21 protein-coding genes and 1 pseudogene are annotated in these 24,532 nt (G+C 73.1%); 9 read left to right on the plus strand and 13 right to left on the minus strand.

Annotated elements, in window-relative coordinates:
• From ACFC8N_RS27465 to ACFC8N_RS27495, 7 genes are all read right to left on the minus strand, one after another.
• Positions 1-149, minus strand: a 149-nt coding sequence (locus tag ACFC8N_RS27465) for an aldolase/citrate lyase family protein (protein WP_376290991.1), incomplete at its 3' end; no start/stop codon positions are given.
• Positions 134-307 (minus strand): hypothetical protein, encoded by a 174-nt coding sequence (locus ACFC8N_RS27470; RefSeq protein WP_376290691.1) that lies wholly within the window; start codon positions 305-307, stop codon positions 134-136. The genes ACFC8N_RS27465 and ACFC8N_RS27470, both read right to left, overlap by 16 nt.
• Complete coding sequence (gene rbsK / locus ACFC8N_RS27475) at positions 304-1,197, minus strand: ribokinase (protein ID WP_356021114.1); 894 nt, start codon at positions 1,195-1,197, stop codon at positions 304-306. Before rbsK ends, ACFC8N_RS27470 begins: the two co-directional genes overlap by 4 nt.
• Complete coding sequence (locus ACFC8N_RS27480) at positions 1,194-2,552, minus strand: ADP-ribosylglycohydrolase family protein (RefSeq protein ID WP_356021116.1); 1,359 nt, start codon at positions 2,550-2,552, stop codon at positions 1,194-1,196. The genes rbsK and ACFC8N_RS27480 overlap by 4 nt, the downstream gene beginning before the upstream one ends.
• Positions 2,540-3,763, minus strand: a complete 1,224-nt coding sequence (locus tag ACFC8N_RS27485) for an ADP-ribosylglycohydrolase family protein (RefSeq protein ID WP_376290694.1) — start codon at positions 3,761-3,763, stop codon at positions 2,540-2,542. The genes ACFC8N_RS27480 and ACFC8N_RS27485 overlap by 13 nt, the downstream gene beginning before the upstream one ends.
• Before the next feature lie 8 nt (positions 3,764-3,771).
• Positions 3,772-4,890 carry an ADP-ribosylglycohydrolase family protein gene (locus ACFC8N_RS27490; protein WP_356021120.1) on the minus strand — a complete coding sequence of 373 codons (1,119 nt, stop codon included), beginning with the start codon at positions 4,888-4,890 and terminating at the stop codon, positions 3,772-3,774.
• Complete coding sequence (locus ACFC8N_RS27495) at positions 4,887-5,960, minus strand: ADP-ribosylglycohydrolase family protein (protein WP_376290696.1); 1,074 nt, start codon at positions 5,958-5,960, stop codon at positions 4,887-4,889. Before ACFC8N_RS27495 ends, ACFC8N_RS27490 begins: the two co-directional genes overlap by 4 nt.
• Before the next feature lie 260 nt (positions 5,961-6,220).
• Here ACFC8N_RS27495 and ACFC8N_RS27500 point away from each other — a divergent pair, with 260 nt between their 5' ends.
• The 4 genes from ACFC8N_RS27500 (at position 6,221) to ACFC8N_RS27515 (ending at position 14,304) form a co-directional block, all read left to right on the plus strand.
• On the plus strand, positions 6,221-6,952 hold the full coding sequence (locus ACFC8N_RS27500; RefSeq protein ID WP_376290698.1) for a VIT1/CCC1 transporter family protein: 732 nt from the start codon (positions 6,221-6,223) through the stop codon (positions 6,950-6,952).
• Between the two features lie 440 nt (positions 6,953-7,392).
• On the plus strand, positions 7,393-11,985 hold the full coding sequence (gene gltB / locus ACFC8N_RS27505; RefSeq protein ID WP_376290994.1) for a glutamate synthase large subunit: 4,593 nt from the start codon (positions 7,393-7,395) through the stop codon (positions 11,983-11,985).
• Positions 11,978-13,441: a glutamate synthase subunit beta gene (locus ACFC8N_RS27510; RefSeq protein WP_356021130.1), complete on the plus strand. Its 1,464-nt coding sequence runs from the start codon at positions 11,978-11,980 to the stop codon at positions 13,439-13,441. The genes gltB and ACFC8N_RS27510 overlap by 8 nt, the downstream gene beginning before the upstream one ends.
• A 131-nt stretch (positions 13,442-13,572) precedes the next feature.
• Entirely contained in the window at positions 13,573-14,304 is a 732-nt protein-coding gene (locus ACFC8N_RS27515) for a VWA domain-containing protein (protein WP_356021131.1), read from the plus strand.
• A gap of 12 nt (positions 14,305-14,316) precedes the next feature.
• Here ACFC8N_RS27515 and ACFC8N_RS27520 read toward each other — a convergent pair whose 3' ends face one another.
• A complete protein-coding gene (locus ACFC8N_RS27520) occupies positions 14,317-15,294 on the minus strand; it encodes an acyl-CoA dehydrogenase family protein (protein ID WP_376290701.1) in 978 nt (325 codons plus the stop codon).
• Positions 15,294-16,433 carry an acyl-CoA dehydrogenase family protein gene (locus tag ACFC8N_RS27525; RefSeq protein ID WP_376290704.1) on the minus strand — a complete coding sequence of 380 codons (1,140 nt, stop codon included), beginning with the start codon at positions 16,431-16,433 and terminating at the stop codon, positions 15,294-15,296. The genes ACFC8N_RS27520 and ACFC8N_RS27525 overlap by 1 nt, the downstream gene beginning before the upstream one ends.
• Before the next feature lie 62 nt (positions 16,434-16,495).
• Between ACFC8N_RS27525 and ACFC8N_RS27530 the strand changes: the two genes are divergently transcribed.
• From ACFC8N_RS27530 to ACFC8N_RS27540, 3 genes are read left to right on the plus strand one after another with little or no spacing between them, the layout of a single operon-like run.
• Positions 16,496-17,281, plus strand: coding sequence for an SDR family oxidoreductase (locus ACFC8N_RS27530; protein ID WP_376290706.1), 786 nt, complete (start codon positions 16,496-16,498; stop codon positions 17,279-17,281).
• A gap of 48 nt (positions 17,282-17,329) precedes the next feature.
• The gene (locus ACFC8N_RS27535) at positions 17,330-17,941 is read left to right on the plus strand and encodes a TetR/AcrR family transcriptional regulator (RefSeq protein ID WP_356021139.1); all 612 of its coding nucleotides are present in this window, start codon (positions 17,330-17,332) and stop codon (positions 17,939-17,941) included.
• 40 nt (positions 17,942-17,981) lie between these two features.
• Positions 17,982-19,139: an acetyl-CoA C-acetyltransferase gene (locus ACFC8N_RS27540; protein ID WP_356021140.1), complete on the plus strand. Its 1,158-nt coding sequence runs from the start codon at positions 17,982-17,984 to the stop codon at positions 19,137-19,139.
• On the opposite strand, the gene ACFC8N_RS27545 is transcribed toward ACFC8N_RS27540, so the two are convergent.
• The 4 genes and pseudogenes from ACFC8N_RS27545 to ACFC8N_RS27560 form a co-directional block, all read right to left on the minus strand.
• Entirely contained in the window at positions 19,123-20,181 is a 1,059-nt protein-coding gene (locus tag ACFC8N_RS27545; protein ID WP_356021142.1) for a nitronate monooxygenase, read from the minus strand. The two genes, ACFC8N_RS27540 and ACFC8N_RS27545, sit on opposite strands and share 17 nt — an antisense overlap.
• A 7-nt stretch (positions 20,182-20,188) precedes the next feature.
• Positions 20,189-20,998: a CoA-transferase subunit beta gene (locus tag ACFC8N_RS27550; RefSeq protein ID WP_376290708.1), complete on the minus strand. Its 810-nt coding sequence runs from the start codon at positions 20,996-20,998 to the stop codon at positions 20,189-20,191.
• Positions 20,995-21,846, minus strand: a complete 852-nt coding sequence (locus ACFC8N_RS27555) for a CoA-transferase (RefSeq protein ID WP_356021146.1) — start codon at positions 21,844-21,846, stop codon at positions 20,995-20,997. The genes ACFC8N_RS27550 and ACFC8N_RS27555 overlap by 4 nt, the downstream gene beginning before the upstream one ends.
• Positions 21,847-22,014: 168 nt before the next feature.
• A pseudogene (locus tag ACFC8N_RS27560) lies at positions 22,015-22,749 on the minus strand (enoyl-CoA hydratase family protein); the annotation flags it as partial.
• 110 nt (positions 22,750-22,859) lie between these two features.
• Between ACFC8N_RS27560 and ACFC8N_RS27565 the strand changes: the two are divergent.
• Both ACFC8N_RS27565 and ACFC8N_RS27570 read left to right on the plus strand, forming a co-directional pair.
• The gene (locus tag ACFC8N_RS27565; protein ID WP_356021149.1) at positions 22,860-23,618 is read left to right on the plus strand and encodes an SDR family oxidoreductase; all 759 of its coding nucleotides are present in this window, start codon (positions 22,860-22,862) and stop codon (positions 23,616-23,618) included.
• The gene (locus tag ACFC8N_RS27570; protein WP_376290711.1) at positions 23,615-24,520 is read left to right on the plus strand and encodes an SDR family oxidoreductase; all 906 of its coding nucleotides are present in this window, start codon (positions 23,615-23,617) and stop codon (positions 24,518-24,520) included. The genes ACFC8N_RS27565 and ACFC8N_RS27570 overlap by 4 nt, the downstream gene beginning before the upstream one ends.
• Positions 24,521-24,532: the final 12 nt, after the last annotated feature.

A 24,532-nucleotide genomic window follows, 5' to 3' on the forward strand; every position in this document is an offset into this window, starting at 1 on the left:
CGCTCGGACCGGCCGGGCCGGCCGGTCCGAGCGGGCTGCGGCTGCCAGGTCCTTGCCGGCCCAGGGGCCGTCTCCTTGCGGTCCGGGGCGACCGCGTCCTCCAGGTCGATCACCACCACGTCGGCGCCCGCGGTCAGCGCCCCGGCCATGCTGCGCGGGCGGTCGCCGGGGACGTAGAGCCAGGTGAGCGGGGGCCGGGTCGCAGGGCGCCCGCCGCGCGCAGGGCGGCGATGCCGGCCTGTTCGAGGCCCAGTTCGGCGAGGGGCGGTGCCGACGGGGGTGTCGTCAGGGGTGTCGTCGTCCTCATGCGTGGTACTGGTCCTCGATCTCCGGGCGGTACGGCATCGACGCCGACGCCCCGGCCCGCTGGACGGAGATCGCCGCCGCGGCGGCCGCCCAGGACAGGGCCTCCCGCACCGGTTTCTCCTCGGCGAGGGCCACGGCGAGCGCGCCGACGAAGGTGTCCCCGGCGCCCGTGGAGTCGACGGCGGTCACCTGCGGCGCGGCGACGACGAGCGGTTCGGTGCCCCGGGACCGGTACAGACAGCCGGTCGAGCCCAGGGTGACGACGACCTCCGGCACCAGCTCCAGCAGCGCGGCGGCGGCCTCGCGCGGGTCGGTGCGGCCGGTGAGGGTGACCGCCTCGTACTCGTTGGGCACCAACAGGTCGGTCGCGGCGAGGAGTTCGGGCGGCAGCGGCTGGGCGGGGGACGGGGTGAGTACCGTACGGATGCCGTGCCGTCGGGCGGCCTGCGCGCCCGCGACGACCGCGGCCAGCGGGATCTCCAGCTGGAGCAGCAGCGCGTCGGCGGAGGCGATCAGTCCCTCGTCGCCGGGGGAGAGGTGGTCGACGGTGCCGTTCGCGCCGGGGATGACGACGATCGCGTTGCCGCCCTCGTCGTCGACCACGATGTGGGCGGTGCCGGACGGGCCCTCGACCGTGCGCAGGAAGTCGGTGTCCACGCCGGAGTGTTCGAGGGTGTCGCGCATCCGCAGCCCGAAGGCGTCGTTGCCGACCGCGCCGACCATCGAGACGGTGGCGCCGGCGCGGGCCGCGGCGATCGCCTGGTTGGCGCCCTTGCCGCCGGGGATCGTGCGGAACTCCCGTCCGGTCACGGTCTCGCCGCGCTGCGGGGCCTTCGCGACGTAGGTGACGAGGTCCATGTTCGTACTGCCGAGGACGACGATGTGGGTCATGAGCGGGTCGTCTCCACAAGGGTGAGGTGGGCGAGGGTGTCGAAGCCGGTGCCGTCGAAGTCGGCGACGGTGCTGGCGAGCCGGTTCTTCAGCGGGGCCCGCCAGTGCTCGGGGAGCGCCGTCGGTCCGCCCGCGAGGAGACCGGCGACGCTGCCGGCCGTGGCACCGTTGGAGTCGGTGTCCCAGCCGCCGGACACCGCACGGCGGACCGAGCCGGTGAAGTCGCCGTCGGCGTGGGCGAGGGCGGCGACGGTCAGGGCGGTGTTGGGGACGGCGTGCACCCAGTGGTGGGTGGGCCCGTACAGGGCGTGCAGCTCGTCCACGACCGCGTCGAAGTCCTCGTGGAGGCAGGCGAGTTGCAGTGCGTGGTCGATCGCCTGCGCGAGCCGTGAGCGGGGCGGGACCACGCTGCGGCCGGTGCGCAGACAGGCGTGGACGTCCTGGGTGCCGGTGGCGGCGGTGGCGATGACGGCGGCCGTGAACATCGCGGCGTAGACGCCGTTGGCGGTGTGCGTCAACGCCGCGTCGCGGTAGGCCTGTTCGGCGGCGCCGGCCGGGTTGCCGGGGTTGGTCCAGCCGTGCACGTCGGCGCGGATCAGGGCGCCGATCCACTCGCGGAAGGGGTTGCGGTGCCGGGCCGTGTACGGGGGTTCGATGCCGGAGAGGAGGTTGCGGTAGGCGATGCGCTCGGCGGTGAACGTGCGGCCGGGCGGGAGTTCGTCCAGCCAGAGCCGGGCCACGTCCGTGGTGGTGAACGTCCGTCCGTGCCGCCGCAGGAGCAGCAGGTTCAGCAGGGGGTAGTTGAGGTCGTCGTCCTCCGGCATGCCGTCGATGTTCTCGGCGAGGGAGGTGGCGGCCGAGCGGCGGTTCCAGGGGTGCTCGGCGAGCAGGTCGTCCGGTACGCCGACGGCGGTGAAGTAGTCGGCGAGGGGCCAGTTTCCGGCGGCGCGGGCGAGGGCGCGCAGGGCGTCGAGGGGGAGTTTCTCGACGGGTTTGCCGAGCAGACAGCCGACGGCCCGGCCGAGCCAGGCGGCTTCGAGTGCGGCGCGGGTGGTGGTGCCGCCGGACGGGGCGGGCCACTGGGGGCACCGGGACCTGATCCCGTCCAGGTCCGTCGGCTCGTCGTCGGCCAACCGGCTGGGCAGGTCGGCCAGTTCGTCCAGCAGGTCCTCCGCCAGCAGCCGCAGATACCGGGACACCCGGTGCGGCGACGCCCCCGCCCGTTCCGGCGCGTCCGGGCCGCCGGCCGCCCGCCAGCGGGCCTCGATCGCGGAGGGCGACCGGCCGTCCAGGCGGGCCTGGCGGAGTTCGTGGCCGAGCAGGTCCTCCGGCTGGACCCAGGTCAGTCGGAGCATGCGGCGCCTCCGAGTGCCGTGACGGCCCGCTCGTGCGCACGGCGGCGGCGTACGTCCGCCGCGAAGATCTCGCGCGTGACCTCGGTGAGCGTGCGGGCCGGCGCCCACAGGTCGAGCCGGCTGGCCTGCGCGACCGTCTTCGCCCACTCCTCGGGGACGGGCGAGCCGAGGGCGCCCGCGAGGGCACCGGCCATCGTGGCGATCGAGTCGCAGTCGCGGCCGTAGTTGACCGCGCCGAGCACGGCGTGTCGGTGGTCGCCGCCGGAGACGAGCAACATGCCGAGCGCGACGGGCAGTTCCTCGATCGCGTGCAGCCGGGAGGGGCGCCGGGCGGCGAGCGAGGGGGCGCGGTAGTCCGGGCCGACGGTGTCGTACGGGGCGACCGCCGCGCGCAGCGGGCCGAGCGCCGACTCGAAGTCCCGGTGCCGTACGGCGACTTCGCAGACCTTCTCGATCGCCTCGCGCGTGCCGTCCTTCGCCAGGGCGAGGCAGGCCGCGACGACCGACTCGGGGGTCGCGCCCGGGGTCGCGGCGGCGGCGACGGCCGCGGCGAGGACACCTGCCGCCTCCCGGCCGTACGACGACTGGTGCGCACCGGCGATGTCCAGCGCCTCGGCGTAAGCGGCGGCCGGGTTGGCCGCGTTGACCAGGCCGACGGGAGTCATGTACATCGCCGCACCGCAGTTGACGATGTTGCCGACGCCCGCCTCCCGGGGGTCGGCGTGACCGTGGGCGAGCCGGGCCACCAGCCACTTCTCGGCGAGGAAGAGGCGGTGCAGGGGCAGGGTTTCGGCCTCCAGCTCCGGGATCCAGCGGGGGGTGGTCATCAGGTCCGGGACCAGGTGCTCGGCGACGGCGTACGCGTCGAGGTGGTCGCGGACGCGGGCGTAGACCCGGACCAGCGCATGGGTCATCAGGGTGTCGTCGGTGACGTGGCCGTCACCCTTGTGGTACGGCGCGATCGGGCGGGCGGTGCGCCAGGCGTCGCCGTGCCAGGGGCCGACGACGCCGTGCACCCGGCCGCCGTGGCGTTCGGCGATCTGCTCGGGGGAGTACCCCTCGACCGGGCCGCCGAGGGCGTCGCCGACGGCGGCGCCGACGAGGGCCCGGGTGATGCGTTCGTCGAGACCGATGGGGTCTGTTTCGTGAATTAGTTCTGTTTCACAGCTCAGTTCATGTTCTGTGACGGCATGGGAATTGCTGGGCGTCATGCCCCGAATCATCCTCCTGGCCGGGCCGGTTGTGCGGCTTCCAGGAGTCCGGCGAGTTCCACCAGGTCGGTGCCGGTGAGGCGGGGCAGGGCGCAGCCGGACAGGGTGCGGCAGGCGTCCCGCCAGGCCTGCGGGATGCAGGCGCCGCCGCCCAGCGCCCCGGTGAGGGCACCGGCGAGGGCGGGCGCCGAGTCGGCGACACGGGACAGACAGGCGGCGGCGGGTACGGCCGTGTCGATCCGGCCGCCGGCCGCGGTGGCGAGGGCGAGGGCGACCGGCACGGTCTCCGCGGCGGCGATGCCGTAGCTGTAGACGTGGTCGACGATCTGGTGCTCCAGCAGCGGGACGAGGGCGAAGGCGGACTCGCAGCCCTCGGCGAGGGCCAGGGCGTGGCGCGCGTTGCGGCCGATCTCGGAGTCGGCGGGGAGCTCCGCGAGCGCGGCGCCCACGCAGCGCTCCGGGCCGGCGCCGGTGAGGGCGAGCGCGAGTGCCGCGGCCATGGCGCGGGCGCCGTGCACGCCGTCGCCGTCCTGGGTGTAGCGGGCGTCGAACTCGGCGAGTGCGGCGGCGCGTTCGGGATCGCCGGGGTGGGCGACGGCGAGGACGCAGGCACGGACGCAGGCGGCGTCGTCGAAGTAGTGCGGGTTGTCGTGGCCGGTGGCGGGCGGGCGCAGGCCGGTGGCGAGGTTGCCGAGACCGGCGCGGACCGAGATGCGGGCGCGCAGCGGGAGGACGGCGGACTCGATCTCGGGCGCGCGCTCGGCCGCGGCGGCGACCTCCGCGGCCACGGCGGTCCAGGTGAGGTCGATGGCGGCGCGGGTACGGCGCTCCCGGCTGAGGTCGCCGAGGACGTCGTCGTCGCCGGCCCGCAGCACCGCCTCCGCGGCGAAGGCCGCCCACTCGGCGTCGTCGGAGGGGCCGAGGCGCAGCGGCTCGGGCGGCTGGTTGAGGGCGATCGGCACCGGGAGGGTGGTGGTGGCGTTCTGTTCGGCGAAGGTGTCCAGCTCGCGGGTGAGCCGGCGGGTCCACTCGGGCATACGGGCGGCGCGGTGCCGCGCGGCCGGCCAGCCGGCGGCGTCGCCTGCCGCGAGGCCGAGCAGGAGCCCCTCGATACGGCGTACGGTCATGACAGCACCTCACTGCCCGGGTGCCCGGCCAGCGGGCTTCGTACCGTGGGGCGGGGCGGTCCGGGTTCGGGTACCAGCAGTTCCGCCACCTCCAGCACGTGGTGGCCCGCCATCGACGGCAGACAGCGGCCCCGGGACGGGCCGATCGCCGCGGACCAGTGGGCGGGGATCGCCGCCGCGCCCCGGGTCGCGCCGGACAGGGCGCCCGCCACCGCCGCCGTCGTGTCCGCGTCGCGGCCCATGTTGACGGCCGTCAGGACCGACTCCCGGAAGTCGCCGTCGGCCGCCGCGTACGCGCCGAAGGCGAGGGCGACCGCCTCGGGCGCCAGGTCGGTCCAGGGGTAGCCGCCGATGACCACCGCGCAGCGCACCGCCCGTTCGCCGCGGTGGGCCACCGCCACCGCACGCCGCAGGGAGCGTGCCGTCCAGGAGTCCTCGGGGATCACCGCCAGGGCCGCGGCGATCACCACCGGGAGCGGGGCGCCGGTCATCGCCGCCGCCACGCCCGCCGCCACCGCCTGGCCGCCGTAGATGCCCTCGCCCTCGTGGCTCACCGAGCCGTCGATCGCCACGAGACGGGCGGCCTCGGCGGGGCGGCCCGCCGCGAAGACGCCGAACGGCGCCGCCCGCATCGCCAGACCGTCGCTCCAGGCGTGGCGGTGCTGGGCGGAGATGGGGGCCGTGAGGCCCCGGCGCAGGTTCTCCAGCGTGCCGCGCTCACTGAAGCCGGCGCCGCGGAAGGGGCCTTCGGCCCGGTCGGCGATCCACTCGTGCCAGGCCGCCTCCACATGGGCCGGGGTGAGCGCCGAGCCGTGCCGGGCGAGCAGCAGTCCCGAGAAGATCGCGTACTCCGTGTCGTCCGTCCCGCAGGGGTGCTCGGTGACGTAGTCCGTGATGCGGCCCCAGCGGGCGCGGATCTCGGAGGGCTTGAGGTTCTCCGCGGGCGCGCCCAGCGCGTCGCCCACGGCGAGGCCGAGCAGCGCGCCGCGCGCCCGTTCGCGCGGCCCGGCGGTGTCCCCGTTCCCGTCCCCGGCGGCCGGGGACGGGGGAGTGCAGGCGATCGATGCCATGGCGGGCTCCTTCGGCGAGACCACGAACACGCTTTGCGGATGTGTCCCACGGGCCGCCGTCGGGTGTGCCTCCGAGCGGCTCCCGTCACCCAGTCGGCATCTGAGCCTCAGTAGGCACGGATGAGCAAAGTCGGGTAAAGCCGCAGGTTAGCCCAGCCTTCCCTTGCTGGCGGAGAGGAAGTGATCGGCGTACCTTCGGTGTTGTCGAAGAATAGAACTCGTCCAAAGTTAGCTTTGGCTAAGCTATCCCGGGGGCTCCCATGGCCATCATCGAAACCGAGGCCGCGCTGCACGAGGCGCACCGCGACAACCACACGCACCGCGATGTCAACGGCGGCTGGCTGCGCCCCGCCGTCTTCGGAGCGATGGACGGCCTGGTCTCCAACCTCGCCCTGCTGACCGGCGTGGCCGGCGGTTCCGTCGGCCACCAGACGATCGTCATCACCGGGCTGGCGGGGCTCGCCGCCGGTGCCTTCTCGATGGCCGCCGGCGAGTACACCTCCGTCGCCTCCCAGCGCGAGCTGGTCGAGGCCGAGCTCGACGTCGAGCGCCGCGAGCTGCGCAAGCACCCGCAGGACGAGGAGGACGAGCTCGCCGCACTCTACGTCTCCCGGGGCGTCGAGCCCGGGCTGGCCCGTGAGGTCGCGCGGCAGCTGTCCAGGGACCCCGAGCAGGCGCTGGAGATCCACGCCCGCGAGGAACTGGGGATCGACCCCGGCGACCTGCCGTCGCCGCTGGTCGCGGCCGTCTCGTCGTTCGGGTCCTTCGCGCTCGGCGCGCTGCTGCCCGTGCTGCCGTTCCTGCTCGGCGCGACCGCGCTGTGGCCCGCCCTGCTGCTGGCCCTCGTCGGGCTGTTCGGCTGCGGTGCCGTGGTGGCCCGGGTGACCGCGCGGAGCTGGTGGTACAGCGGCCTGCGGCAGCTCGGGCTCGGCGGTGCGGCTGCCGGTGTGACATACGCCCTGGGCAGCCTGTTCGGAACGGCCGTAGGATAGTGCTACCGGTACTTATGCGATGGGCCGCATAAGTACCCGTTACTCGCTGGTTTCGAATGCTTAACCACCGGGCATGAGCCGTAAGCGCCGCGGGCAACGACGCCTGTCGCACCCCCATGGGGCGAGTGAAGACGCTCTCCCCGCCCCCCCGTGGGCCGCCGGACACCGATCCGATCGATCTTTGTCCGCGACGGTCCCCTCGCCATGTCGCCGCCCCGCGCGGTACCGCCGTCACCCCGCGGCACCCCTCGCCGTCTCGTGCGGCACCGCTGCCATGTACCCCGTGGCGTCCGCATGTTGGAACGCGGTATCCGGTTCCCGAGAATCGCTCCATCATGTAACCTGCACGAAATTTTGATCTCACATAGAGATCTTTCGCAGAGGGCCAACGTCGTCCCTCGGCACCTGCCACATGCCACATGACGACGACGGGAGAGCCGATGCGTACGCCGCGCCAGCCGTCCCAGCACTCCGCGAATGGCCAGAACTGGTCGTTCATGGATGCTCGCCCTGCTGCACAGGGTATGTACGACCCCCGCAACGAACACGACGCGTGCGGCGTCGGTTTCGTCGCCACCCTCACCGGCGAGGCGTCCCACACGCTGGTCGAACAGGCCCTCACCGTCCTGCGCAACCTGGAACACCGCGGTGCCACCGGCTCCGAGCCCGATTCGGGGGACGGCGCCGGCATCCTCTCCCAGGTGCCCGACGCCTTCTTCCGCGAGGTGGCCGGATTCGACCTTCCCTCGGCGGGCTCGTACGCGGTAGGCATCGCCTTCCTTCCCGAGGAGGGGACCGAGGACGCCGTCTCACGGATCGAGACGATCGCCGGCGAGGAGGGCCTCACCGTCCTCGGCTGGCGCGCGGTCCCGGTCGCGCCCGAACTGCTCGGCGCCACCGCCCGCTCCACCATGCCGGTCTTCCGGCAGGTCTTCGTCACCGACGGCGCCAGCGAGGGCATCGCGCTGGACCGCAAGGCCTTCGTGCTGCGCAAGCGCGCCGAGCGCGAGGCCGGTGTCTACTTCCCGTCCCTGTCCGCGCGCACGATCGTCTACAAGGGCATGCTGACCACCGGCCAGCTGGAGCCCTTCTTCCCGGACCTGTCCGACCGCCGCTTCGGCTCCGCGGTCGCGCTCGTCCACTCGCGCTTCTCCACGAACACCTTCCCGTCGTGGCCGCTCGCGCACCCGTACCGCTTCGTCGCGCACAACGGTGAGATCAACACCGTCAAGGGCAACCGCAACTGGATGCGCGCCCGCGAGTCCCAGCTGGTCTCCGACCTGTTCGGCCCCGGCGACCTCGACCGCGTCTTCCCGGTCTGTACGCCGGACGCCTCCGACTCCGCCTCCTTCGACGAGGTCCTGGAGCTGCTGCACCTCGGCGGCCGTTCCCTCCCGCACTCCGTGCTGATGATGATCCCGGAGGCGTGGGAGAACCACGTCTCCATGGACCCGGCCCGGCGCGCCTTCTACGGCTTCCACTCCACGATGATGGAGCCCTGGGACGGCCCCGCCTGCGTCACCTTCACCGACGGCACCCAGGTCGGCGCCGTGCTCGACCGCAACGGTCTGCGCCCCGGCCGCTACTGGGTCACCGACGACGGCCTCGTCGTCCTCGGCTCCGAGGTCGGCGTCCTCGACATCGACCCCGCCAAGGTCGTCCGCAAGGGCCGCCTCCAGCCGGGCCGGATGTTCCTCGTCGACACCGCCGAGCACCGCATCATCGAGGACGACGAGATCAAGGCGACCCTCGCCGCCGAGCAGCCGTACGCCGAGTGGGTCGAGGCCGGCGAGATCGAGCTGGGCGACCTGCCCGAGCGCGAGCACATCGTCCACACCCACGCCTCGGTCACCCGCCGCCAGCAGACCTTCGGCTACACCGAGGAGGAGCTGCGCGTCATCCTCGCCCCGATGGCCCGCACCGGCGCCGAGCCGATCGGCTCGATGGGCACGGACAGCCCGATCGCCGCTCTCTCCGAGCGCCCGCGGCTGCTCTTCGACTACTTCACCCAGCTGTTCGCGCAGGTCACCAACCCGCCGCTGGACGCGATCCGCGAGGAGCTGGTCACCTCCCTGCGCTCGTCGCTGGGCCCGCAGGGCAACCTCCTCGACCCGACCGCCGCCTCCTGCCGGTCCGTCACGCTGCCCTTCCCGGTGATCGACAACGACGAGCTCGCCAAGCTCATCCACATCAACGCCGACGGCGACATGCCGGGCTTCAAGGCGGCGACCCTCTCCGGTCTGTACCGGGTCTCCGGCGGCGGTGACTCCCTCGCCGCGCGCATCGCCGAGATCTGCGCCGAGGCCGACACCGCCATCGACAACGGCGCCCACCTGATCGTCCTGTCCGACCGGCACTCCGACGCCGAGCACGCGCCGATCCCGTCGCTGCTGCTCACCGCAGCCGTCCACCACCACCTCATCCGCACCAAGCAGCGCACCCACGTGGGCCTGCTGGTCGAGGCCGGTGACGTCCGCGAGGTCCACCACGTCGCCCTGCTCATCGGCTTCGGTGCCGCCGCCGTCAACCCGTACCTGGCGATGGAGTCGGTGGAGGACCTGCTGCGCGCCGGTACGTTCCTCAACGGCATCGAGCCCGAGAAGGCCATCAAGAACCTGATCTACGCCCTCGGCAAGGGCGTGCTGAAGGTCATGTCGAAGATGGGCATCTCCACCGTCGCCTCCTACCGCGGCGCCCAGGTCTTCGAGGCCGTCGGCCTGGACGAGGCCTTCGTCGAGAAGTACTTCAACGGCACCGCCACCAAGATCGGCGGCGTCGGCATCGACGTCATCGCCGAGGAGGTCGCCGCCCGCCACGCCAAGGCCTACCCCGCCTCCGGCATCGCCCCCGCGCACCGCGCGCTGGAGATCGGCGGCGAGTACCAGTGGCGCCGCGAGGGCGAGCCGCATCTGTTCGACCCGGAGACGGTCTTCCGCCTCCAGCACGCCACGCGCACCGGCCGCTTCGACATCTTCAAGAAGTACACGGACCGCGTGAACGAGCAGTCCGAGCGCCTCATGACGCTCCGCGGCCTGTTCGGCTTCACCTCCGGCCGAGCCCCGATCTCCGTCGACGAGGTCGAGCCGGCGAGCGAGATCGTCAAGCGGTTCTCGACGGGCGCCATGTCGTACGGCTCCATCTCCAAGGAGGCGCACGAGACCCTCGCCATCGCCATGAACCAGCTGGGCGGCAAGTCCAACACCGGTGAGGGCGGCGAGGACCCGGAGCGCCTGTACGACCCGGCGCGCCGCTCGGCGATCAAGCAGGTCGCCTCCGGCCGCTTCGGCGTGACCTCGGAGTACCTGGTCAACGCGGACGACATCCAGATCAAGATGGCCCAGGGCGCCAAGCCCGGCGAGGGCGGCCAGCTGCCCGGCCACAAGGTCTACCCGTGGGTCGCGAAGACCCGGCACTCGACGCCGGGCGTCGGCCTGATCTCCCCGCCGCCGCACCACGACATCTACTCCATCGAGGACCTGGCCCAGCTGATCCACGACCTGAAGAACGCGAACCCGCAGGCGCGGATTCACGTGAAGCTGGTCTCCGAGGTCGGCGTCGGCACGGTCGCGGCCGGTGTGTCCAAGGCGCACGCGGACGTCGTCCTCATCTCCGGCCACGACGGCGGCACGGGCGCATCCCCGCTCACCTCGCTGAAGCACGCGGGCGGCCCCTGGGAGCTCGGCCTCGCCGAGACCCAGCAGACCCTGCTGCTCAACGGCCTGCGCGACCGCATCGTCGTGCAGACCGACGGCCAGCTGAAGACCGGCCGTGACGTCGTCATCGCCGCGCTCCTCGGCGCCGAGGAGTTCGGTTTCGCGACCGCGCCGCTCGTCGTCTCCGGCTGCGTCATGATGCGCGTCTGCCACCTGGACACCTGCCCGGTCGGCATCGCCACCCAGAACCCGGTGCTGCGCGACCGCTTCGCCGGCAAGGCCGAATACGTGGTGAACTTCTTCCGGTTCATCGCGGAGGAGGTCCGCGAGCTCCTCGCCGAGCTGGGCTTCCGCTCCATCGAGGAGGCCGTCGGCCACGCCGAGGTCCTCGACGTCCAGCGCGCCGTCGACCACTGGAAGGCGCAGGGCCTGGACCTGGAGCCGCTGTTCCACGTGCCGTCGCTGCCCGAGGGCGCCGTCCGCCACCAGCTGATCGCCCAGGACCACGGCCTGGAGAAGGCGCTCGACAACGAGCTGATCAAGCTCGCCGCCGACGCGCTGAGTGCGGGCTCGGCCGAGGACGCCCAGCCGGTGCGCGCCCAGGTCGCCATCCGCAACATCAACCGCACGGTCGGCACCATGCTCGGCCACGAGGTGACGAAGAAGTTCGGCGGTGCGGGCCTGCCCGAGGACACCATCGACATCACCTTCACCGGCTCGGCCGGCCAGTCCTTCGGCGCGTTCCTGCCGCGCGGTGTCACGCTGCGCCTGGAGGGCGACGCCAACGACTACGTGGGCAAGGGCCTGTCCGGCGGCCGGATCGTCGTCCGCCCGGACCGCGCGGCCGACCACCTCGCCGAGTACTCGACCATCGCGGGCAACACCATCGGCTACGGCGCCACCGCCGGCGAGCTGTACCTGCGCGGCCGTACCGGTGAGCGGTTCTGCGTCCGCAACTCCGGCGCGCTGGTCGTCTCCGAGGGCGTGGGCGACCACGGCTGCGAGTACATGACCGGCGGCCACGCGGTCGTCCTCGGCCCGACCGGCCGCAACTTCGCGGCGGGCATGTCCGGCGGCATCGCCTACGTCATCGACCTCGACCGCGACAACGTCAACGTCGGCAACGTCGATGCCGTCGAGGCACTGGACGACACGGACAAGCGGTGGCTGCACGACGTGGTGCGCCGCCACGCCGAGGAGACCGGCTCGACGGTCGCCGAGAAGCTGCTCGCCGACTGGGACGCGGCCGCGGCCCGGTTCAGCAAGATCATCCCCAGCACGTACAAGGCAGTGCTCGCCGCCAAGGACGCCGCCGAGCGAGCGGGTCTCACCGAGACCGAGATCACCGAGAAGATGATGGAGGCGGCGATCAATGGCTGACCCGAAGGGCTTCCTGAACCACGGCCGCGAGGTCGCCCGGACCCGTCCCGTCGGTGAGCGCGTCAAGGACTGGAACGAGGTCTACGTCCCCGGCTCCCTGCTGCCGATCATCAGCAAGCAGGCCAGCCGCTGCATGGACTGCGGCATCCCGTTCTGCCACAACGGCTGTCCGCTGGGCAACCTCATCCCCGAGTGGAACGACTACGCCTACCGCGAGGACTGGGCGGCAGCCCAGGAGCGCCTGCACGCGACCAACAACTTCCCGGAGTTCACCGGTCGCCTCTGCCCGGCGCCCTGCGAGTCGGCCTGCGTGCTCGGCATCAACCAGCAGCCGGTCACCATCAAGAACGTCGAGGTCTCGATCATCGACAAGGCGTGGGAGACCGGGGACGTCGCCCCGCAGATCCCCGAGCGCCTGTCCGGCAAGACGGTCGCGGTCATCGGCTCCGGCCCCTCGGGTCTCGCCGCCGCCCAGCAGCTGACCCGGGCCGGCCACACGGTCGCCGTCTACGAGCGCGCGGACCGCATCGGAGGCCTGCTGCGGTACGGCATCCCCGAGTTCAAGATGGAGAAGCGGCACATCAACCGCCGTATCGAGCAGATGCGCGCGGAGGGCACCCGCTTCCGTACCGGCGTCGAGATCGGCCGCGACATCAACGCGCGCGACCTGAAGAAGCGGTACGACGCGATCGTGATCGCCGCCGGTGCCACCATGGCCCGCGACCTCCCGGTCCCCGGCCGCGAGCTCAAGGGCATCCACCAGGCCATGGAGTACCTGCCGCTGGCCAACAAGGTCCAGGAGGGCGACTACGTGGCGCCCCCGATCTCGGCCGAGGGCAAGCACGTCGTCGTGATCGGCGGCGGTGACACCGGCGCGGACTGCGTGGGCACCGCCCACCGCCAGGGCGCGGCCTCCGTCACCCAGCTGGAGATCATGCCCCGCCCCAACGACGAGCGGCACCCGACCGGCCAGCCCTGGCCGACCTTCCCGATCCTGTACAAGGTCACCTCGGCCCACGAGGAGGGCGGCGAGCGGATCTACTCCGCCTCCACCACCCACTTCGAGGGCGACGAGGACGGCAACGTGCAGTGGCTGCACCTCGCCGAGGTCGAGTTCGTCGACGGCAAGCTGACCTCCAAGCCGGGCACCGAGCGCAGGATCCCGGCCCAGCTGGTCACCCTCGCCATGGGCTTCACCGGCACCGACCGGGAGAACGGCCTGGTCGAGCAGTTTGGTCTGGACCTCGACGAGCGGGGTAACATCGCCCGCGACGCCGACTTCCAGACCAACGTGCCGGGTGTGTTCGTCGCCGGTGACGCCGGCCGCGGGCAGTCCCTCATCGTGTGGGCGATCGCGGAGGGCCGCTCGGCCGCCCGCGGTGTCGACCGCCACCTGACCGGTGCCAGCGACCTGCCGGCCCCGATCCGCCCGACGGACCGCGCCCTGGCGGTCTGACCCCGGACCCCTCGGGTCCCCTGCAGACGTCCCGTACAACGGCGTACGGAACACTGACGACGCCTGCCCGACTGTCCCCGACCGGACGCTGGGCAGGCGTCGTCGCATGTCCGCACAGCCGAGGGGAAAGCATGACCGCGATCAGCCTGCGCAAGGTGGAGGAGACGGCCCCGGCGCTGGTCAGCCTGTACAAGACCGCCGGCGTGTCCCTGCGCGAGCACGGCCTGGACGGGCAGCGCGCCGCCGTCTACCTCGTGCTCGACCACTCGGGCTCCATGCGGCCGTACTACCAGGACGGCAGCGTGCAGGCGCTCGCCGACCGGGTGCTGGGGCTGTCCGCGCACCTCGACGACGACGGGCGGGTGCCGGTGGTGTTCTTCTCCACGGACGTCGACGCGGTCACCGACATCGCCCTCGACCGCCACGAGGGCGCCGTCGAGCGGATCGTGGCCGGGCTCGGGCACATGGGGAAGACCAGCTACCACCTGGCGATGGACGCCGTCATCGACCACTACCTGGACAGCGGCGCCACCGACCCCGCCCTCGTCGTCTTCCAGACCGACGGCGGTCCGATCAGCCGGCCCGCCGCCGAGCGGTATCTGTGCAAGGCGGCGAAACTCCCGCTGTTCTGGCAGTTCGTCGGCTTCGGCGACCCGGGCAGCCGGCAGTTCGACTTCCTGCGGAAACTGGACGAGCTGGCCGTCCCCGGCAAGCGGATCGTGGACAACGCCGGCTTCTTCCACGCCGGCGAGGACCCGCGGCGCCTGTCCGACGCCGAGCTGTACGACCGGCTCTGCGGGGAGTTCCCGCAGTGGCTGGCGGCCGCCCGCGCCGCCGGGATCCTCCGGCCGCCCGCTGCGTGAACCGGCCGTCGGTCAGGGCGAGTCCGAGGGGGCCGGCGTCTTGAGCGCGTCCTCCAGGAACACCTCCCGGCACTCCTCGGGGCTGCCCCACGCGGTGCGCAGCGCACGGGCCTTGGTCAGCCACAGGGACAGGTCGTACTCGGCGGTGTAGCCGATCGCGCCGTGCAGTTGCAGTGCCGTGCGGGCCGTCGTGTACGCCGCGTCGCAGGCCGTGAGCTTGGCGGCGGCCACGTCCGCCGGGCGCAGCGATACCGCCGCGCCGAACAGCAGCGGGCGCGCGAACTCCAGGGCCGTCGCGGCGTCGGCGAGGCGGTGCTTGACCGCCTGGAAGGAGCCGACGGGGACGCCGAACTGGGTGCGCTGCCTGACGTACGCCACGGTGCGGTCGAGCAGCGCCAGCCCGACCCCGAGGGCCTGGGCGGCGACGGCCAGCCGGGCCCAGGTGAGCGCGCGGTCGAACGGCGGGCCGGGGGCGAGGAGTTCGCCGTCCGGCACGAGCGGGGTCAGGCGGCGGGCCGGGTCGAGGGAGCGGCGCACCGGGCCTGCCGAGGCCAGGCGCAGCCCGTCGGGGGCGCGGGCGAGGCGGACCGCGGCCGCGTCGCCGTCGAGGGCATGGCCGTGCGGCACCGCTGCCGTCGTCGCGAGGTCCGTACCCGCCAGGAGGCCCGGCAGGAACCGCTTCGCGAGCGGGGGGTCGGCAAGCAGTACGGCCGCCGCGACCGTCTCCGCCAGCGGACCCGGCACCGCATGCCGCCCCAACTCCACGAAGGCGAAGGCCAGTTCCACCGGATGCCGACCCAGCCCGCCGTGCTCCTCCGGCACCGCCAGGCCGAACACCCCCGCCCGGGCGACACGGCGCCACAACGCGCGCCCGCGCGCATGGTCGCCGCGGCTCCAGTCGCGGATCACCGCCGGGGTGTCCGCGGCCGTCAGCATCGCGTGCAGCGAGTCGGTGAAGGCGCGCTGCTCGGCGTCGGGCAGGAAGCGCATCAGCGGCGTCCCTTCGGCAGGCCGAGCAGCCGCTCGGCGACGATGTCCCGCTGGATCTCGTTGGTACCGGCGTAGATGGGTCCGGCCAGCGCGAACACATACCCCTCGGACCAGCCGGAGTCGGCCGACTCGCCCTCGCCGTCCAGCAGATCGAGCGCCGTCTCGTGCAGCGCGAGGTCCAGCTCGGACCAGAACACCTTGTTCATGCTGGACTCGGGGCCGAGCCGCTCGCCCTCCAGGAAGCGGGCGGCGGCCGCGTAGGTGAACAGCTGGTAGGCGCGGGCGCCGATCAGGGCGTCGGCCACGCGCGCGCGTGCGTGCTCGGGGCAGCCGCGCTCCCGCCACAGCTCGGCCAGCCGGCCGGCCGCGGCGAGGAAGCGGCCCGGGGAGCGCAGGGTGAGCCCGCGTTCGTTGCCCGCCGTGGACATCGCGATCCGCCAGCCCTGGCCGGGCTCGCCGATCACGTCCTCGTCCGGGACGAACACGTCGTCCAGGAACAGCTCCGCGAAGGCCGGTCTGCCGTCCAGGCGGCCGACGGGGCGGACGGTGACACCGGGCGCGCGCAGGTCGAACATCAGGTACGTGAGCCCCTGGTGGGGCTTCGGGGTGTCGGGGTGACTGCGGAACAACCCGAAGGCCCGGTCGGCGAAGGCCGCCCGCGAGGACCAGGTCTTGTGCCCGTTGAGCAGCCAGCCGCCCTCCGTCCGCGCCGCCCGCGAGGTGAGGGAGGCCAGGTCGGAGCCCGCCTCCGGTTCGGACCAGGCCTGCGCCCAGACCACCTCGCCGGTGGCCATCGGAGGCAGCACGCGCGCGCGTTGCTCCTGCGTGCCGTGGTCGAAGAGCGTCGGCGCGAGCAGGCTGACGCCGTTCTGCCCGACCCGGCCCGGCGCGCCCGCCGCCCAGTACTCCTCCTCGAAGACCAGCCAGCGCAGCAGACCGGCGTCCCGGCCGCCGTACCGCTGCGGCCAGGACACCACCGACCAGCGGTCCGCGGCCAGTTCGGCCTCCCAGGCGCGGTGCGCCGCGAAGCCCTCCGCCGTCTCCAGGGACGGCAGCGGCGTGCGCGGCACGTGCGCCCGGAGCCAGGCGCGGGCCTCGGCGCGGAACTCCTCGTCGGCTTCGGAATGGGTCAGGTCCACGGCGGCTGCCCCTTTCTCCAGCAGGCTTCCCTAACAAGTGTTTGGTAGGTTAGCGTGACTCCATGACAGGCGTCGAGAGCCCGGCCTACGTCGTCGGGCACGGACTGCTCCGGGGCCGCACCGCCGTCATCACCGCGGCGGCCGGCGCCGGCATCGGCGGGGCGACCGCGCACCGCTTCCTGGAGGAGGGCGCGCGCGTACTGATCAGCGACGCGCACACGCGCCGGCTGCAGGAGCACGAGAGCGAACTGCGCCGCAAGTTCCCGGGCCGGGTGGCGGCGGTGCCGTGCGACGTCACCGACGAGGCGCAGGTGCGGACCCTGTTCGAGACGGCCGCGCAGGAGCACGGCAGACTCGACATCGTCGTCAACAACGCGGGCCTGGGCGGCACTTCGGACCTCGCCGACATGAGCGACGAACAGTGGTCCCGGGTCCTGGACGTGACCCTGAACGGCACCTTCCGCTGCACGCGCGCCGCCCTGCGGTCCATGCGCGAGACCGGCGGCGGGGTGATCGTCAACAACGCCTCCGTCGTCGGCTGGCGCGCCCAGGCCGGGCAGGCGCACTACGCCGCCGCCAAGGCCGGGGTGATGGCGCTGACCCGCTGCGCGGCGATCGAGGCCGCCGCCTACGGCGTCCGGGTCAACGCGGTCGCCCCCAGCCTCGCCATGCACCCCCACCTGGTGAAGGTCACCTCCGCCGAACTGCTGGAGGAACTGACCGGGCGGGAGGCCTTCGGACGCTGGGCGCAGCCCTGGGAGGTGGCCAACGTGATCGTGTTCCTGGCGTCCGGCTACTCCTCGTACCTGACCGGCGAGGTCGTCTCCGTCAGCAGCCAGCATGCCTAAGCCCACCGGTCCCGGCACCGGAAAGGGGCCGGGTACCAGAATGGGTCCGTGCCGACCAAGAAGAAGCCCCAGGTGACCCCGGCAGCGGCCCGGCGCGGCGAACTCCTCACCACCGCCGCCGAGGTCTTCGCCGAGCACGGCTACAACGCCACCACCGTCCGCAAGATCGCCGACCACGCCGGGATGCTCGCGGGCAGTCTCTACTACCACTTCGACTCCAAGGAGTCGATGCTTGAGGAGATCCTGCGGACCTTCCTCGACGAGCTCTGGGACGGCTACGACACCGTCCTCGACTCCGCACTCGGGCCCCGCGAGACGCTGGAGGCCCTGGTCACCGAGTCCTTCCGGGAGATCGACCGGCACCGCGCGGCCGTCGCCATCTACCAGAAGGAGAGCCGGCAGCTCGTCGCCCAGGACCGGTTCGCGTTTCTCGCCGAGTCCCAGCGCCGGTTCGAGAAGGCCTGGCTGTCCACGCTGGAACGCGGCGTGGCCGAGCACGTCTTCCGCGCCGACCTGGACGTCCGCCTCACCTACCGGTTCGTCCGCGACACCGTCTGGGTCGCCGCCTCCTGGTACCGGCCCGGCGGACAGCACAGCCCGGAGGAGATCGCCCGCCAGTACCTGTCGATGGTGCTGGACGGGATCGCCGTACGCGAGTGACACCGTCTGCATCACGCCCCTTTCCTGTGAGGGAGTTGTCATGGCCGAGGCCTACATCGTCGAAGCGGTCCGCACGCCCGTCGGGCGGCGCGGGGGAGGGCTCAGCGCGGTCCACCCGGCCGACCTGGGCGCACACGTGCTCACCGCGCTGGTACGACGGGCCGGGATCGACCCGGCCGCCGTGGAGGACGTGGTCTTCGGCTGCCTGGACACGGTGGGGCCGCAGGCCGGGGACATCGCCCGCACCTGCTGGCTGGCCGCGGGCCTGCCGGAGGAGGTGCCGGGCGTGACCGTCGACCGGCAGTGCGGGTCCTCCCAGCAGGCCGTGCACTTCGCCGCGCAGGCCGTGCTCTCCGGCACGCAGGACCTGGTGATCGCCGGCGGGGTGCAGAACATGTCCCAGATCCCCATCGCCTTCGCCTCCCGGCAGGCCGCCGCCCCCCTCGGCCTCACCGACGGTCCCTTCCTCGGCAGCTCCGGCTGGCGCGCCCGTTACGGCGACCGGCCCGTCAACCAGTTCGCCGGCGCCGAGATGATCGCCGCCAAGTGGGGCATCAGCCGCGAGGACCAGGAGGAGTTCGCCCTGCGCTCGCACCGGCGCGCCCTCCACGCCCTCGACACCGGCCGCTTCGAGCGCGAGACCGTCCCCCACGGTGAGGTCACCGTGGACGAGGGCCCCCGCCGGGACACCTCCCTGGAGAAGATGGCCACGCTGAAGCCCGTCCTCGACGGCGGCACCATCACCGCGGCCTGCTCCTCCCAGGTCTCCGACGGCGCCGCGGCCATGCTGCTCGCCTCGGAGCACGCCGTCCGCGAGCACGGGCTGCGCCCGCGCGCCCGCGTCCACCACCTCTCCGTGCGCGGCGAGGACCCGATCCGCATGCTCTCCGCGCCGATCCCGGCCACCGCCCACGCCCTGAAGAAGACCGGCCTGACGCTGGACGCCATCGACCTTGTCGAGATCAACGAGGCCTTCGCCCCGGTCGTCCTCGCCTGGCTGAAGGAGACCGGTGCCGATCCCGACAAGGTCAACGTCAACGGCGGCGCGATCGCCCTCGGCCACCCCCTCGGCGCGACCGGCGTCCGCCTGATGACGACCCTGCTCCACGAACTGGAACGCACCGGCGGCCGCTACGGCCTCCAGACCATGTGCGAGGGCGGCGGCCAGGCCAATGTGACGATCATCGAACGCCTCTGAGTCCCGGCAGGCGAGCCAGCACCTCCTCCGCCTCTTTCGCGATCCTCTCCACCAGCTCCGCGCACGACGGCAGGTCGTCGATCACCCCGGCGACCTGCCCGGACGCCATCACCCCGAGATCCGTACGGCCGTCCACCATCGCGGATCTCAGCAGCATCGGCGTGTTCGCCGCCAGCAGCACCTGGCTCCAGCTCAGCTCCTTTCCGTGCTTCATGGCCAGGCCGTCCCGCAGCATCTCCCGCCAGCCGAGACCCGACAGCCGCCGGAAGCCGGCCGCCTTCCGCAGCGCGTGGGCCAGGGCCCGGATCCGGCCCGACCGCTCCAGCGCGGCCACCAGGTCCGTGCGCAGCATCCGGTGCGGCAGGCCGTCCACCGCCCGGGTGACCGTGACGTCCCGGACCGTCGCGGCCAGATAGCGGGCCTTCACCGCGTCCGGCACCGTCGAGTCGGACGTGAGCAGGAACCGTGTGCCCATCGCCACCCCGGCCGCCCCGTACGCCAGCGCCGCCACCAGGCCCCGCCCGTCGAAGAAACCGCCCGCCGCCACCACCGGTATGTCCACCGCGTCCACGACCTGCGGCAGCAGCACGCTCGTCGCCACCTCGCCGGTGTGCCCGCCGCCCTCGCCGCCCTGCACGATCACCGCGTCCGCACCCCACGCGGCGACCTTCTCCGCATGCCGCCGCGCCCCGACGGACGGGATGACGACCACGCCCGCCTCCTTCAGCCGGGCGATCAGCCCGGCCGAGGGGGCCAGGGCGAAGGAGGCCACCCGGACGCCCTCCGCCAGCATGATCTCCACCCGGTCGGCCGCGTCGCCCGCGTCGGCCCGCAGGTTCACCCCGAACGGCGCGTCGGTGCGCGACCTCACCTCCCGTATCGCGTCCCGCAGTTGACCGGGCGTCATCGTCGCCGAGGCCAGGATGCCGAGCGCGCCCGCGTTCGCCGCCGCCGAGACCAGACGGGGGCCGGCCACCCAGCCCATCCCGGTCTGCACGATCGGATGCCGTATGCCGACCAGCCGGGTCAGCGCCGTCTCCATCCGCCCCTCACCCCCCGGCCGCCTCGGGGACCTCGCGCGTCCGCGCGCCGCCCGGGTCCAGCAGCTCGCGGATCAGCCGCAGTTCCGCCTCCGCCGGTTCCCGGGTGCGGGGCACCTCGTCCGGCACGGCGAGCGCGAAGCCCGTCGCCTCCCGCACCTGCTCCACGCTCACCCCGGGATGCAGCGAGGCCAGCCGCATCGAGTGGTCGGGGGTGGCGAAGTCGAAGGCGCCGAGGTCGGACACCACCCGCCCGAGGCGGTGGAAGCGAGCCGCGCCGCCCAGCCCGGCCGCCCGGTCGTACCCCACCCCGCAGACCACGTCCACCCGCTCCACGAACACCCGACGGGAGTGCCTCGGGATCCAGTAACTCGTCGGATTGTTCAGTGTGTTGAGCGGTGCTCCGCGCATTCCGAGCAACTGGCGGCGGGGGTGCGCCCAGTCGCCGATGCAGGAGATGTTCTGGTTGCCGTACCGGTCGATCTGGCTCGCGCCCATCATCACGTGCCGGCGCCCGCCCGCCACCAGCTCCAGATGCTGCCGGTACGGCAACCAGCCCTCGGGTGTGCCGTCCGGGCCGACCAGCAGGGCCTCGCCGTCGGTCAGCAGCAGGTCCGGCGCGAAGGTCAGCCGGGCCAGCCGCGCCCCCAGCGAGGGGATCAGACCCATCGGGCTCGCCAGGATCTCCCCGGCCCCGCGCCAGGCCTCGGCGCAGGCGATCACGCAGTACTCGGCGCGGGTGGGCGGGGGAAGGGGGGCCCGCGTGCCCGCCGTCTCCGGCGTGTTCGCTTCCGATGCGTTCGTCTTCGGTGTGCTCATCCCGTCTGCTCCTTCCGCCACTTCCGCACCGCCGCCCGATAGGTCTCCTCGTCCGGGCCGAGGAACCGCTCGGCGAACTCCGGCCAGGGCGTGGTGGCGTAGAGCCGCTGGAACTCCTCGTCCCTGTCGTAGTCCGGTGCGCAGGACGTGAAGTGCGCGCCGTTCGGGGCCTCCACCACGCCGGTCACCGCGAGGCGTTTGAGCAGCAGCGACTGCGGAGGCGCCGCCTTGGTCAGCTCGGCCGTGTCCACGATCCGTTCGCAGGAGACGTAGGCCGCGTCCGCCGCCGCGCAGAACAGGTCGTCGAAGTAGGGATCCGGGCCCAGGTACTGTCCGTTGCCCAGCCGGTCGGCGCGGCCCATGTGGACCAGGGCCGCGTCCAGCCGCAGGGCGGGCATCGCCACCAGCGTCTCGCCGTCCTCGTACGGCGACGTGACTGTCTTCAGGTGGGGGTTGATCCGCATGACGTCCGAGCCGAGGCCCGCCCGCACCGGCAGGAAGGGCAGCCGGTGCGCCGCCGCGCGCAGGCCTGAGAGGAACATCCCTTCGTCGACCTCCGTCAGCTCGAACCCGGCCCGCTCGCGCGCCGCCCGGTAGTGCGGTTCGAGCGGGATCGAGTCGAGGGTGACGAAGGCGGTGACCAGCGTGCGGATCCGGCCGGCCGCGGCCAGCATCCCGACGTCGGGGCCGCCGTACGACACGACCGTCAGGTCCGTGATGCCCGTCCGCAGCAGGGCTCTGACCAGCGTCATCGGCTTGCGCCTCGATCCCCAGCCGCCGATGCCGAGGGTCATCCCGCTCCGCAGCCGGGAGACCACCTCGTCCGCGCTCATCGTCTTGTCGCCCACCTACGCGCCCTCCTTCCCTGACGTTTCGCTCTCTGCCGATGCGCCGCCGTCCCCGGCTGTGCCGTCGCTCCGGGCCGCGCCGTCCCTGACGTCCGCACCGCCCCTGCCCGCCGCACCGCTCCTGCCGTCCGCGCCACCCCTACTGCCCTCTGCGCCCCCGCCCCCGTCAGCCGTCCCGAACGTGTCGCGGACCCGGTCCGCCAGTCCGCTGAGGTTGGCCTCGAAGGTGAAGCCCTGTTCGAAGCGGTAGCTGCGGCGGACGTCGACCGGGTCGATGCCGTTGATCGCGGCCTTCGCCATGCGCAGCAGCCGACCGTCCTTCGCGGCGATCTCGCGCGCCAGCGCCAGCGCCGCCTCCCGCAGTTCCGGCCGGGGCACCACCCGCCACACCGAGCCGTGCCGGTGCAGCTCGGCGGCGCTCGCCGTGCGCCCCGTGTAGTACAGGGCGCGCATCAGGTGCTGCGGGACCAGCCGGGCCAGATGGGTCGCGGCGCCCAGCGCGCCCCGGTCCAGCTCGGGCAGTCCGAAGGCGGCGTCCTCGCTCGCCACGATCGCGTCCGCGTTGCCCACCAGGCCTATGCCACCGCCCAGACAGAAGCCCTGCACCGCCGCGACCACCGGGACCGCGCACTCGTACACCGCCGCGAAAGCCTCGGCGCAGCCGTGGTTGGCGCCGATCAGGGCCTCCCGGCCGGCCGCCTGTATCTCCTTGATGTCCACGCCCGCGTTGAACCCACGGCCCTCGGCGGCCAGCACGACACAGCGGACGTCCGCGTCACGGCCGGATTCGCGCACGGCCGCGGCCAGCTCGGACCAGCCGCGCACCGGCAGCGCGTTCACCGGCGGGAAGTCGACCGTGACGACGGAAATCCCTTTTTCCGGGGACGAACGGGAGACACCCATGGCCGCATCAGCTACCTTTCCACCAAACATTTGTTAGGTGCAATGGCTTCGAAGCTAGCAGCCTGCGCGGACAAGCGGGAGGCCCTGTGGATAACTCGACGGCGCGCCCTGTGGGCAACGCATCGCGCGCCACCACCGTGGTGGTCACCGGCGGCACCCGGGGCGTCGGCGCCGGGATAGCGCGGGCCTTTGCCGAGGCCGGAGCCCGTGTCCTGGCCTGCGCCCGCCGTCCGCCCGAACTCCCCGTCGACGGCGTGGAGTTCGCCCCCCTCGATCTGCGCGATCCCCCTGCCGTACGGGACTTCTTCGCCGGGCTGCCCCGGCTGGACGTGCTCGTCAACAACGCCGGAGGCACCCCGTACCGGCTGCTGGCCGACGCCGACGCCGAGCGGCACGCCAGGGTCGTCGAGCTGAACCTGATCGCCCCGCTGACCGCGTCCCTCGCCGCGTACGAGCACCTGCGGCGCAGCCGGGGCTCGGTCGTCATGGTCGGCAGCGTCAGCGGCACCCGGCCCTCGCCTGGCTCGGCCGCGTACGGCGCCGCCAAGGCGGGCCTGGCGAACCTGGCCGCCTCCATGGCCGTGGAGTGGGCGCCCGAGGTCCGCGTCAACACGCTCGTGGTCGGCATGGTCCGCACCGAACTGGCACATCTGCACTACGGCGGCCCGGACGGCGTCGACGCCGTCTCCCGCACCGTCCCGCTCGGCCGGCTCGCAGCCCCCGCCGACGTCGGCGGCGCGGCGGTCTTCCTCGCCTCCGACGCGGCCGCCTACATCAGCGGAGCGAGCCTGCACGTGCACGGCGGCGGGGAGCGGCCCGCCTTCCTGAACGCCACAACAGCCAACCGTCAACCGGGAGATGTGAGATGAGCGCACTCTGCGACGGCCGGGTCGTCGTCGTCACCGGCGCCGGCCGCGGTCTCGGCCGTGCCCACGCCCTCGCCTTCGCGGCCGAGGGGGCTCGGGTGGTCGTCAACGATCTGGGGGTCGGACTGGACGGAGCCCGCGACGCGAAGAGCCCGGCCGAGACCGTCGTCGCCGAGATCCGGGCCGCCGGCGGCGAGGCGGTGGCGCACGGCGGCGACATCGCCACGGCCGAGGGCGCCGCGTCGCTGGTCCGGACGGCACTGGAGGCGTACGGCCGGCTCGACACGCTCGTCAGCAACGCCGGTTTCCTGCGCGACCGGATGCTCGTCAATCTCGACGAGGACGACTGGGACGCCGTGATCCGCGTCCACCTCAAGGGGCACTTCCTGCCGCTGAGACACGCCGCCGCGCACTGGCGGGCCGAGGCCAAGACCGGGCGCACGCCGGTGGCCCGGGTCGTCCACACCAGCAGCGGCGCCGGACTGCTGGGCTCGGTCGGACAGGGCAACTACAGCGCGGCCAAGGCCGGGATCGTCGGCCTGACCCTGGTCGCGGCCGCCGAGCTGGCCCGCTACGGCGTCCAGGTCAACGCCGTCGCGCCAGCCGCCCGCACCCGTATGACGCAGCGCACCTTCGCGGAGACGATGGCGGCTCCGGCGACCGGTTTCGACGTCATGGCGCCCGGGAACGTCTCGCCGCTCGTGGTCTGGCTGGGCTCGGCCGCGAGCGAGGGCGTGACGGGCCGGGTGTTCGAGGCGGAGGGCGGCCGGATCACGGTCATGGAGGGCTGGCGGCCGGGCCCCACCGCCGACAAGGGAGCACGCCGGACCCCGGCCGAGGCGGGCGAGACGGCGCGCGAACTCCTGGCGGCGGCGAAGGAACCGGGGCCGGTGTACGGCGCCTGAACCCCTCGGGGC

The organism is Streptomyces sp. NPDC055966, from assembly GCF_042269865.1.
Taxonomy (GTDB): Bacteria; Actinomycetota; Actinomycetes; order Streptomycetales; family Streptomycetaceae; genus Streptomyces.

What these genes read in the sequence shown, in the direction of transcription:
- gltB (WP_376290994.1), top strand. Translation starts at nt 7,393, where the DNA reads ATGCGTACGCCGCGCCAGCCGTCCCAGCACTCCGCGAATGGCCAGAAC.
- ACFC8N_RS27490 (WP_356021120.1), bottom strand. Translation starts at nt 4,890, where the DNA reads ATGACCGTACGCCGTATCGAGGGGCTCCTGCTCGGCCTCGCGGCAGGC.
- ACFC8N_RS27570 (WP_376290711.1), top strand. Translation starts at nt 23,615, where the DNA reads ATGAGCGCACTCTGCGACGGCCGGGTCGTCGTCGTCACCGGCGCCGGC.
- ACFC8N_RS27495 (WP_376290696.1), bottom strand. Translation starts at nt 5,960, where the DNA reads ATGGCATCGATCGCCTGCACTCCCCCGTCCCCGGCCGCCGGGGACGGG.
- ACFC8N_RS27530 (WP_376290706.1), top strand. Translation starts at nt 16,496, where the DNA reads ATGACAGGCGTCGAGAGCCCGGCCTACGTCGTCGGGCACGGACTGCTC.
- ACFC8N_RS27545 (WP_356021142.1), bottom strand. Translation starts at nt 20,181, where the DNA reads ATGGAGACGGCGCTGACCCGGCTGGTCGGCATACGGCATCCGATCGTG.
- ACFC8N_RS27470 (WP_376290691.1), bottom strand. Translation starts at nt 307, where the DNA reads ATGAGGACGACGACACCCCTGACGACACCCCCGTCGGCACCGCCCCTC.
- ACFC8N_RS27540 (WP_356021140.1), top strand. Translation starts at nt 17,982, where the DNA reads ATGGCCGAGGCCTACATCGTCGAAGCGGTCCGCACGCCCGTCGGGCGG.
- rbsK (WP_356021114.1), bottom strand. Translation starts at nt 1,197, where the DNA reads ATGACCCACATCGTCGTCCTCGGCAGTACGAACATGGACCTCGTCACC.
- ACFC8N_RS27510 (WP_356021130.1), top strand. Translation starts at nt 11,978, where the DNA reads ATGGCTGACCCGAAGGGCTTCCTGAACCACGGCCGCGAGGTCGCCCGG.
- ACFC8N_RS27515 (WP_356021131.1), top strand. Translation starts at nt 13,573, where the DNA reads ATGACCGCGATCAGCCTGCGCAAGGTGGAGGAGACGGCCCCGGCGCTG.
- ACFC8N_RS27520 (WP_376290701.1), bottom strand. Translation starts at nt 15,294, where the DNA reads ATGCGCTTCCTGCCCGACGCCGAGCAGCGCGCCTTCACCGACTCGCTG.
- ACFC8N_RS27485 (WP_376290694.1), bottom strand. Translation starts at nt 3,763, where the DNA reads ATGACGCCCAGCAATTCCCATGCCGTCACAGAACATGAACTGAGCTGT.
- ACFC8N_RS27550 (WP_376290708.1), bottom strand. Translation starts at nt 20,998, where the DNA reads ATGAGCACACCGAAGACGAACGCATCGGAAGCGAACACGCCGGAGACG.
- ACFC8N_RS27480 (WP_356021116.1), bottom strand. Translation starts at nt 2,552, where the DNA reads ATGCTCCGACTGACCTGGGTCCAGCCGGAGGACCTGCTCGGCCACGAA.
- ACFC8N_RS27500 (WP_376290698.1), top strand. Translation starts at nt 6,221, where the DNA reads ATGGCCATCATCGAAACCGAGGCCGCGCTGCACGAGGCGCACCGCGAC.